Annotated in this window: 10 protein-coding genes; 7 read left to right on the forward strand and 3 right to left on the reverse strand. The window is 59.5% G+C overall.

Annotated features, from left to right (window positions below; translation table 11 throughout):
- Positions 1-666: EAL domain-containing protein (locus ACEQWH_RS03990; protein ID WP_370228422.1), on the reverse strand; the 666-nt coding region annotated here is incomplete at its 3' end.
- 68 nt (positions 667-734) lie between these two features.
- The gene (locus tag ACEQWH_RS03995; RefSeq protein ID WP_370228423.1) at positions 735-1,301 is read right to left on the reverse strand and encodes a TlpA family protein disulfide reductase; all 567 of its coding nucleotides are present in this window, start codon (positions 1,299-1,301) and stop codon (positions 735-737) included.
- A gap of 21 nt (positions 1,302-1,322) precedes the next feature.
- Between ACEQWH_RS03995 and argH the strand changes: the two genes are divergently transcribed.
- From argH to ACEQWH_RS04020, 5 genes are all read left to right on the forward strand, one after another.
- Complete coding sequence (argH, locus tag ACEQWH_RS04000) at positions 1,323-2,714, forward strand: argininosuccinate lyase (protein ID WP_370228424.1); 1,392 nt, start codon at positions 1,323-1,325, stop codon at positions 2,712-2,714.
- On the forward strand, positions 2,711-2,884 hold the full coding sequence (locus tag ACEQWH_RS04005; RefSeq protein ID WP_370228425.1) for a hypothetical protein: 174 nt from the start codon (positions 2,711-2,713) through the stop codon (positions 2,882-2,884). The genes argH and ACEQWH_RS04005 overlap by 4 nt, the downstream gene beginning before the upstream one ends.
- Before the next feature lie 71 nt (positions 2,885-2,955).
- Positions 2,956-3,297, forward strand: a complete 342-nt coding sequence (locus ACEQWH_RS04010) for a DUF2834 domain-containing protein (RefSeq protein WP_370228426.1) — start codon at positions 2,956-2,958, stop codon at positions 3,295-3,297.
- 89 nt (positions 3,298-3,386) lie between these two features.
- On the forward strand, positions 3,387-4,652 hold the full coding sequence (lysA, locus tag ACEQWH_RS04015; RefSeq protein WP_370228427.1) for a diaminopimelate decarboxylase: 1,266 nt from the start codon (positions 3,387-3,389) through the stop codon (positions 4,650-4,652).
- Between the two features lie 45 nt (positions 4,653-4,697).
- On the forward strand, positions 4,698-7,265 hold the full coding sequence (locus tag ACEQWH_RS04020; protein WP_370228428.1) for a TIGR02302 family protein: 2,568 nt from the start codon (positions 4,698-4,700) through the stop codon (positions 7,263-7,265).
- Here the strand turns inward: ACEQWH_RS04020 and ACEQWH_RS04025 are convergent, their stop codons facing one another.
- The gene (locus ACEQWH_RS04025; protein WP_370228429.1) at positions 7,266-8,495 is read right to left on the reverse strand and encodes a zinc-ribbon domain-containing protein; all 1,230 of its coding nucleotides are present in this window, start codon (positions 8,493-8,495) and stop codon (positions 7,266-7,268) included. It abuts the gene before it with no gap.
- A 147-nt stretch (positions 8,496-8,642) separates the two neighbouring features.
- Here ACEQWH_RS04025 and ACEQWH_RS04030 point away from each other — a divergent pair, with 147 nt between their 5' ends.
- Together ACEQWH_RS04030 and ACEQWH_RS04035 are read left to right on the forward strand one after the other, a co-directional pair.
- Positions 8,643-9,320 carry a cell division ATP-binding protein FtsE gene (locus tag ACEQWH_RS04030; RefSeq protein ID WP_370228430.1) on the forward strand — a complete coding sequence of 226 codons (678 nt, stop codon included), beginning with the start codon at positions 8,643-8,645 and terminating at the stop codon, positions 9,318-9,320.
- Positions 9,317-9,747: cell division protein FtsX (locus ACEQWH_RS04035; protein ID WP_370228431.1), on the forward strand; the 431-nt coding region annotated here is incomplete at its 3' end. The genes ACEQWH_RS04030 and ACEQWH_RS04035, both read left to right, overlap by 4 nt.

A 9,747-nucleotide genomic window follows, 5' to 3' on the forward strand; every position in this document is an offset into this window, starting at 1 on the left:
TTGTGCAATCGCGCCCGCCAAGACCTGATTTTCAGAGTCCTGATGGATCTTGGTTGTAAAGCCGCCATCCACTTTGATGACGTCAAAGAACATGTCTTTCAGCAGCTTATAAGACGTCGGCCCAGAGCCATAGTCATCCAGTGCAAAGGCAATACCCTGCGGTTGCAGCTCGCTCATAAAGTCCATCACCAGCTCTGGCAGTTCCATTACCGAAGGCTCCGAAATCTCTAGGATCAGGCGACGTGCGCAATCGGGTCGACGTTTAAGCGCGTTGGTCAACAGATCCTTCCACGCCTGATAGCCAATCGAGCGGGCGGACATATTGACCGACAGACTAAGGTCTGGATGTGCGGCCAGTTGCCTCAGGCTGAGATCCAGCGCCAGACAGTCCAATTCGCGCGAGATTTCGCTGTGCACAATATGCGGCAGGAACTGGCGGGCAGGAATCACCCGACCGGTGTCGTCCAACACGCGCAGCAAGCTTTCGTGAAACTTGGGGTGATTCAGGTGCCGTGGCGCGACAACGGGTTGAAACGCCAAAACCACCTCTTGATGCGCAATCGCCTGTCGCACCATATCCAGCACGTTCTGGTCACGCAACGTGACGGCCTTGTCCAAAGGGGAGCCGCGGCGGGCGGCGTCCAGTGCTTTTTCGCGCAGATCCATGCAAGCCTCTTACTGTTGTGCAAGAAGCTTGCGCCGAAGCTGTGAAAAAGCCGTTAACCGGAGTGGATTTAGCTGTCTGCGGCCTCGGTCTCGATCAGCGCGTTCAACACAGCCTTGGCGCTGTCGCTGGACCAATCGGCGTCGCCTTGCAGGCGTGCGATTTCGTTGCCTTCAGGATCAATGATGACCGTGACAGGCAGGCCGAACACGCTCATGTCGCGCGCGATGTCCATTTTCGGGTCTCTGTGCTTGGACAGGTTTTCGACCCCGATGTCCTGAAAGAACTTATCGATCGCAGGCGGCAAGTTGCGGCCGGTGGCGATGGTGACAACCTCAAAGTTGTCGCCCCCAAGCTCGGTCTGCAGCTCTGACAGCATCGGCATTTCTTTACGACAGGGGGCGCACCAAGTGGCCCAGAAGTTCAGCAGGATATGTTTACCTGCGAAATCCTGAAGTGCGCCTTCGCCGTCTTTGGTGACAAAGGCCGCGTCGCTGATCTCGCGCGCGTCGTTGTGGAAGACCAACTTTTTCATGTCGCCTTCCCGCAGTGAATTTGCAGTTTCGATATCTGCGAAAGCTGTATTTGCGCTTAGGGCCAAGGCCATATAAAGCACGCTAGAACGAATGATACCCATAGATCCTCCAAGGGCGACGACATGACTGACAAGACCTCGAACCAGATGTGGGGCGGCCGTTTTGCCGCTGGACCAGACGCAATCATGGAGGCGATCAATGCCTCGATCGGGTTCGACCAGCGGATGGCGGCGCAGGATATTGCCGGCTCCAGGGCCCACGCGGCCATGTTGGCTAAGGCGGGCATTATTACGGATAGTGATGCCGAAGCCATTCGGGAAGGCCTGCTCACGGTCTTGTCAGAGATTGATAGCGGACGTTTCAACTTTTCCACCGCGCTCGAAGACATCCACATGAACGTCGAGGCGCGCCTGAAAGAGATCATTGGCGAGCCCGCAGGACGTTTGCATACAGGCCGGAGCCGGAACGATCAGGTCGCCACAGACTTTAAACTCTGGGTGCGCGACCAGCTTGATGCGACCGATGGCGCGCTGGTTGCATTGATTAAGGCGTTGCTGGCGCAGGCAGAGCAGGGGGCCGATTGGGTGATGCCCGGCTTCACCCATCTGCAAACCGCACAGCCTGTCACCTGGGGCCACCATATGATGGCCTATGTCGAAATGTTCGGGCGCGACCTCAGCCGGATTCGCGACGCGCGGGCACGGATGAATGAATCCCCTCTGGGTGCGGCCGCGTTGGCGGGGACGTCTTTTCCGATCGATCGGCACATGACTGCAGAGGCGCTGGGCTTTGATCGTCCGGCGGCCAACTCTCTGGATGCTGTGGCGGATCGTGATTTCGCGCTGGAATTCCTCGGGGCCGCGTCCATTTGTGCGATGCACCTCAGCCGCCTGTCCGAAGAGCTGGTGATCTGGTCGTCAGCTCAGTTCTGTTTTGTGACCCTGTCTGACCGGTTCTCGACCGGCAGCTCGATCATGCCGCAGAAAAAGAACCCGGACGCAGCAGAGCTTATCCGCGCCAAAGTGGGCCGGATCTTTGGGGCCAACACCGGTCTGATGATGGTGATGAAGGGCCTGCCGCTGACCTATTCCAAAGACATGCAGGAAGACAAAGAGCAGGTCTTTGACGCGGCAGACAACCTGATGCTGGCGCTGGCCGCGATGGAAGGCATGGTCAAGGACATGACCGGCAATCGCGACAGCCTTGCGGCGGCGGCGGGCAGCGGATTCTCGACCGCGACAGACCTTGCGGACTGGCTGGTGCGTGCCCTGAACATGCCGTTCCGTGATGCGCACCATGTCACAGGATCTTTGGTGGCGATGGCGGAATCTCGCGGCTGTGATTTGCCCGATCTGTCGCTTGCGGATATGCAATCGGTACATGGTGACATCACCGAGGACGTGTTCAGCGTTCTGACTGTTGAGAATTCCGTGGCCTCGCGCACCTCTTATGGAGGCACCGCGCCGAGCCAGGTTCGCAGTCAGATCGCACGCTGGAAGGAAACTTTGGCATGAGACTTGTTGCAGCCCTAACAACTTTGGCCTTTCTGGCCGCCTGCGGCGTGGACGGAGCCCCGCTGCGTCCAAGTGCAACTGTTGGGGTTGGCATCGGAACCTCTGGTGTGACGCTGGGCGGTAAGGCCAGCGTTGCCAAGGGCCCTGTTACAGTCTCTGTGGGTCTCTAACGCGCCAAATTTCCCCTTGCTTGACCTCACACGCTTTTGTCTCATGTTTTTGACAGGAAAGGCGGGTGCAGATGCGGGACAAGTTTTCAGTTTTAGGCATTATCTTTCTGGGATTGGCCATTTGGGGTGCAATCCATCCGATGCTGTATTTTGTCAGCTGGTTTGAAGAGCATGGCTATAGTTTGGGCCCAATGATCGATGCCTGGTATGTCAACGATGCCACGTCCGGTTTGGTTTGGGATCTGACAATTGCGGCGATTGCTTTGACGGTTTGGATATTGGCCGAGTGCATCTCCGAACGTCGGTGGCTGGGGCTGCTTGCGATCCCTGCGACGTTCATGATCGGCGTCAGCTGCGGGCTGCCACTGTTTTTGTTTCTAAGGGGACCGCGACAGGCTGGCCTTAGATTTTGAGTATTTTTGACAAGATGAAATTGCTTTGATTGCAAGCCTCGCCGCTTCTGCCTATGAGGGGCGGACGAGTTTTTCTGCAAGGGGCTGGCATGGACCATTTTCTGTATCGCGATGGCGCATTGTTTGCCGAAGACGTACCTGTCTCTGAGATAGCCGCCGCTGTCGGGACGCCGTTTTATTGCTATTCCACTGCGACCTTTGAGCGTCACTTCCGCTTGTTTGACGAGGCGCTGGAGGGGATGGATCACTTGGTTTGCTATGCCATGAAAGCCGCAAGCAATCAGGCGATCCTCAAGACGCTGGCGGCGCTGGGCGCGGGGATGGATGTTGTGTCTGGCGGTGAATACGCGCGTGCCAAGGCCGCAGGTGTTCCTGGCGAGCGGATCGTGTTTTCCGGCGTTGGAAAAACCCGCGACGAGATTCACGCAGCCCTGAGTGGCGGCGTGCGTCAGTTCAACGTGGAATCCGAACCTGAGATGGCGGTTATCAATGAGGTGGCGCTTGAATTGGGGATGGTCGCGCCGATCACCGTGCGGGTGAACCCGGATGTTGACGCAAAAACCCACGCAAAGATTGCCACTGGGAAATCCGAGAACAAATTCGGTATTCCGATCAGCCGTGCGCGCGAGGTTTATGCCCATGCAGCCACGCTGCCGGGGCTGAAAGTGATTGGCATCGATGTGCACATCGGCAGCCAGTTGACACAGCTGGAACCCTTCCGTCTGGCCTATCGCAAGGTTGCCGAGCTGACGGAAACTCTGCGCAGCGATGGCCACGACATTCACCGGTTGGATCTTGGTGGCGGGCTGGGCATTCCTTACGAGCGCTCTAATGAAGCGCCGCCGCTGCCGGTGGAATATGGCGCGATGGTCAAGGAAGAGCTGGGCCATCTGGGGTGCGAGATCGAAATTGAGCCGGGGCGTTTGATCGCGGGCAATGCGGGCATCATGGTGAGCAAGGTGATCTACGTCAAAGAGGGCGAAGACCGCGAATTTATGATCGTTGATGGCGCTATGAATGATTTGATCCGCCCGGCGATGTATGAGGCGCATCATGACATCGTGCCGGTCGCCGAGCCTGCGCCGGGTGAAGAGCCTGCGCGCTATGACATCGTCGGTCCGGTCTGTGAAACGGGCGACACGTTCGCCAAATCGCGCACGATGACTAAGGTCGCTGCTGGCGATCTGATCGCCTTTCGGTCTGCCGGTGCCTATGGGGCTGTGATGTCCAGCGAGTACAATACACGGCCTCTGATCCCCGAGGTTTTGGTCCATGGCGATCAATTTGCGGTTATCCGCCGACGACCGACCTTTGACGAAATGATAAATCGAGATACCATTCCAGAGTGGCTCTAGGGCAATCCCGCCCGCGCGACGCGTCAGAGCCACCGGATTGAGAGCATGACAGCACCAACCGGGCCGATGGCACGACACACTGCTAGACTGCGTTGGGTTCTGGCGTTCACACGTCTGGGGCTCGCGTCTGAACGGCTTGTGCGCGCGTTCTGGCCGCTTTGGACACTTGGTTTTGTGGTGCTGGCCAGCCTTTTGATGGGCCTTCAAGACATGTTGCAGCTCGAGGCCCTTTGGGCCGCTGCGGTGGTATCGGTCTTGCTTGGGCTTTGGCTTTTGGTGCGTGGTCTTTTGCGGGTTCGCTGGCCCAGCCGCGCGGATGCGTTGGCACGTCTGGATGAAACCCTGCCGGGTCGACCTGTTCAGGCCTTGATGGATGCACCGGCGATGGGTGCGCAGGATCCTGCCACGCAGGCGCTTTGGCAGGCGCATCAGACGCGCATGGCGCAAAAAGCCGCCGAAGCGGTGCCGCCGAAACCCGACTGGCGGATTGCTGCGCTGGATCCTTACGGGCTGCGCTTTGTGGCTGCGATCTTTTTGTCGGTGGCCCTGCTGTTTGGCAGTTTTGGGCGGCTGTCCTCGCTGTCTGACATCACCAATTCTCCGATTGCGCCCAGCATTGTTGGCGCAAGCTGGGAAGGCTGGGTCGAGCCGCCAAGCTATACCGGATTGCCGACACTTTATCTGAATGATCAGCCCGAAGGGGCGCTGCAGGTTCCGGTCAACAGCCGGGTCATTCTGCGTCTTTATGGCGAAATCGGCGCCCTCACCGTGCAGGAAACGGTGTCTGCGCGGGTAGGAGAGCTGCCCAGCAGCGCGGGTGCTGCGCAGGATTTCCAGCTGCGCCAAAACGGAACGCTTGAAATCGCAGGCCCGAATGGGCGCGCGTGGCAGGTTGATCTGGTGCCCGACGCGGTGCCCGAAATCCGCGTGACCGGTGTGGCCACTGTGTCAGGTCGTGGCGAGATGAGTTTGCCGTTTGAGGCCCGTGACGACTATGACCTGTTGGGCGGCACGGCCGAGGTCGCGCTGAATTTGGATCAGCTGGACCGGCGCTATGGGCTGGCGGCAGACCCAGAGCCGCGCGACCCGATTTCACTGATGCTGCCGCTGCCGGTCAGTGGGCCGCGTGATGTTTTTGAAGAAACCCTGATCGAAGATTTCAGTGATCATGTCTGGGCGCATTTGCCTGTGACCCTGACGTTGCAGATCGAAGATGCCGCCGGGCAGAAAAGCCAACCCACCGAGGTGACTCTGGACCTTCCGGCGCGCCGGTTCTTTGATCCATTGGCCAATGCCCTGATCGAGCAGCGTCGTGATCTGTTGTGGTCGCGCGACAATGCGCCCCGCGTGGCGCAGATCCTGCGTGCGGTCAGTCACCGGCCAGATGACACTCAGTTCCGCAAGGAAACAGATTACTTGCGGCTTCGGATGATTTTGCGCCGACTGGAGACCCAGACAGGTCTGGGACTAAAACCGCCGCAACGAGATGAGATCGCGCAAGATCTGTGGGATCTGGCGGTTGCGATCGAAGATGGTGATCTGGATGATGCTCTGGCGCGCATGCAACGGGCGCAGGAACGTCTTTCTGAGGCGATGAAGAACGGCGCCAGTGATCAGGAAATCGCCCAGCTGATGCAAGAGCTGCGCGAGGCCACGCAGGACTACATGCGCCAGTTGGCCCAGCAACAACGCGAAAATCAGGACCAGAACCAGCAGGCCTCCCGCGATCAGCAAGAGATGATGGAGCTGTCGCAGGATGATCTGCAAAGCATGATGGACCGGATTCAGGAACTGATGGAGCAGGGCCGGATGGCCGAGGCCCAGCAGGCCTTGCAGGAATTCCAGGAGATGATGGAAAACATGCAGGTCGCGCAGGGCGGCGAGGGGGGCGAGTCTCCGGGGCAACAAGCCATGAACGAGCTGGGCGAAACCCTGCGTGAGCAACAGGGCCTGTCGGATCAGGCCTTCCGCGAGTTGCAGGAACAGTTCAATCCCAACGCCCAAGCGGGCCAGTCACAGGACAACGAAGGTCGCAACGGCGGCGAGGGTCGCGGTCAGGCGCATGACGGTACCGGCGGTCAAGGCAATGCCGAGGGCGAAGGCGGTGGCGAGTCTGGTGAGGGTCTTGAAGGCGCATTGGCTGACCAGCAGCAAGCCTTGCGGCAGGAGTTGAATCGTCAGTCACAAAGCTTGCCGGGACAGGGGACACCCGAGGGCGATGCCGCGCGCGAGGCCTTGGGCCGCGCAGGTGAGGCGATGGATCAGGCCGAGGATGCTTTGCGTCAAAACGAGTTGGCCGAAGCGATTGATCGACAGGCCGAAGCCATGAATGCTCTGCGCGAAGGCATGCGCAATCTGGGCGAGGCTTTGGCGCAGAATGAACAGGACGGCGGCGAGGGCACCCAACAGGGCGCGATCACGCCAAGTCAGGATCCCCTGGGGCGCAATCCGGGCACCACGGGCCGTGTTGGCAGTGATGAGCAATTGTTGCAAGGCGAAGATGTCTACCGTCGCGCGCGTGATCTGCTGGACGAAATCCGCAAACGTTCCGGCGAAACGGAACGGCCGGAACAGGAACGCAACTATCTTCGCAGATTGCTGGACCGGTTCTGATTACGCTTCGCCGCTTGCGTCCTCTGACGACATGCCGTCCAGCCACAACATCAGCTTTGTCATCTGAACATCCAGCCAGATCCGGCCGTCATCCACCGAGCTGACATAGCCTGATACGGCGGGCGCGAACTGTGGGAACCGTTCCGTTACGGTGCCGGGGCGGGCATAGACGAACATCAAAGCCGCGATCAGAATAAGAGCGAACCCAAAGCCCAGCCGGTTGCCGCCCCTGCGCCGTTGCGAGTGACTTGGGCGACCGTCTGGCAGTTCTTCTGGCGCCCTGTCTTCGGTTGCTCGGAGCGTGGAATTGATTTCTTCGATATCTGGCAGCAGGTTGCGACGTGAGCCGTTGGGATCCTCGTCGGGCTCTGCAGAGATCTGGGGCTCTTCTGACAGCCCACGCATCCGTGCCATCCGTGCCCGGGCCTGGCCTGCGCGTTTGGCGGTTTCGTCTTCTTCGCTGGCCTCTAGGCCGAATTCTTGCTGGGTCTCGATAGCGCCTTCTTCTGCGCGGCGTGCCTCGGCTTCCAGATTGGCCTCTTCGCGAAGAATGTCGGCAACCGCAGGGTCAACTTCGCGGCGACGTCGGGCCCGCCCGCGCATGGACTCTGCCGCGGCAGGAGCAAATAGCTCTTCGCTGTCAGTTACCGGAGCGGCCATTTCCTCGGGTTCTGGCTCTGGCTCAGGTTCGGGCGCGAACACGGGCTCTGGGTCTTCTGCAGTCGCGGGCTCCGGCTCAGCCGGCGTTTCCAGCACTGGCTCGGGCACGAATTCCGCCTCGGGCTCGGTGGGCGTTTCAGGGGTCGCCTCCCAGGAGATGTCTTCACCACTGGCGAGCTGCGCGTCCAGTTCGGCCTCGAAATCCCCCAAGGGGCTGTCGTCGATCCGTGTTTCCACCTCTTCGGCGATCACTTTGTCGACTTCTTCGGGCATCTGGGCGCGGACCGCTTCTTTCAGGGTGTCCTGAAGCGACTCTGACGACATTGAGACACCAGCCGTGCTTGTGTCCGCTTGGGTTTCGGCAGGCTGCTCGGCGGCCTCCGGGGCAGGCACCCATTCATTTTCCGCAGCTGGAATGTCCAGATCCAAATCCGGCTCGGCCGCATGGTCAGGGTGCGCCTGAAACCAAGTGATCCCACACGAGGAACACTGAACGTCGCGACCTTCGGCCGGAATCACATCAATGGGTACTTCGTATTGCGCACCGCAATTCGGGCAGTTTAGCCTCATTTGTCTCTCAAACCTCAAGACAGCATGCTCTGAAGCCAACATATGGTGTTTGGGGCCATGTTGAAAGGGCAAAGCTTGCGTCTGAAAGATTGCAACTAGCACCCGCCTGCGGCACAAGAGTGCAAACGACCGGATGAGGCCTAACGCGTGATCGAGCTGGACAATGTTGCCTATAGCTATGGCGGTGGAGAATTACTGTCAGAGGTGAGCCTTGCGCTACAGCCGGGGAGCTTTCATTTCCTGACAGGGCCTTCGGGGTCCGGCAAAACCACTTTCCTGAAACTCTGCTATGGCGCATTGACGCCAACCGCGGGTCACGCGCGGCTTTTCGGGCAGGACGTGCGCGGCATGAGCCGCGATGACGCGGCGGTCATGCGTCGCCGGATTGGTGTGGTGCATCAGGATTGCCAGTTCCTTGATCACCTGCCGGTGGCGGACAATGTGGCCCTGCCGCTGACCGTTTCTGGCCGCGACAGCCTCGAGCAGGTGGCGAACCTGAAAGAACTGCTCAGCTGGGTCGGCCTGCGAGATCGCGCCAAGGCCCTGCCGCCGCAACTGTCCGGCGGCGAACGTCAGCGCGCGGCGGTTGCGCGGGCTGTGATCATGTCGCCTGACATCGTGCTGGCGGATGAGCCGACCGGCAACGTTGACTGGGATATGTCCCAACGCGTGCTGCAGTTGCTGATCGAATTGAACAAAATGGGCAAGACAGTGATGATCGCGACCCATGATCTGAATCTGATCCGAGCCGCGAAATCCAAGGTTCAGACGCGCGTGCTGCGTATTGCGAACCGACGGGTTCAGGCCGCGGGGGCTGATCTATGAACCGGGTTTTGGGCAATTTTCTGTCGCTTTTCTCGCGCGATGCACAGGCGGATCGCATGGTGCCGCCGACCGGGTTTACCGCGCGGCTGACGCTGTTCTCTGCAGCGGCTATGGCGTTCCTTGTGGTCTTTGCTCTGGCTTTGTCTATGGCCACAGGCCGTTTGGCGCAGCGGTGGGGCGACGAGCTGGCCAACGGGTCGACCTTGCGGATTTCGGCACCTTTGGCGCAACTTGAACAGCAAACCGCGGCGGCCTTGAACGTTTTGGAAACAACACCCGGAATCGCAGGCGCTCGGGCGCTGACGGCGGACGAGCAACGGGCTTTGTTGTCGCCGTGGTTCGGACCGGATCTTCCCATCGAGGATTTGCCGATTCCGCAATTGATCGAGATTTCTGAGACCGAAGAAGGCTATGACGCGGCGGGTCT

It is taken from the genome of Cognatishimia sp. (genome assembly GCF_964229375.1).
In the GTDB taxonomy this organism is placed as follows: domain Bacteria; phylum Pseudomonadota; class Alphaproteobacteria; order Rhodobacterales; family Rhodobacteraceae; genus Cognatishimia.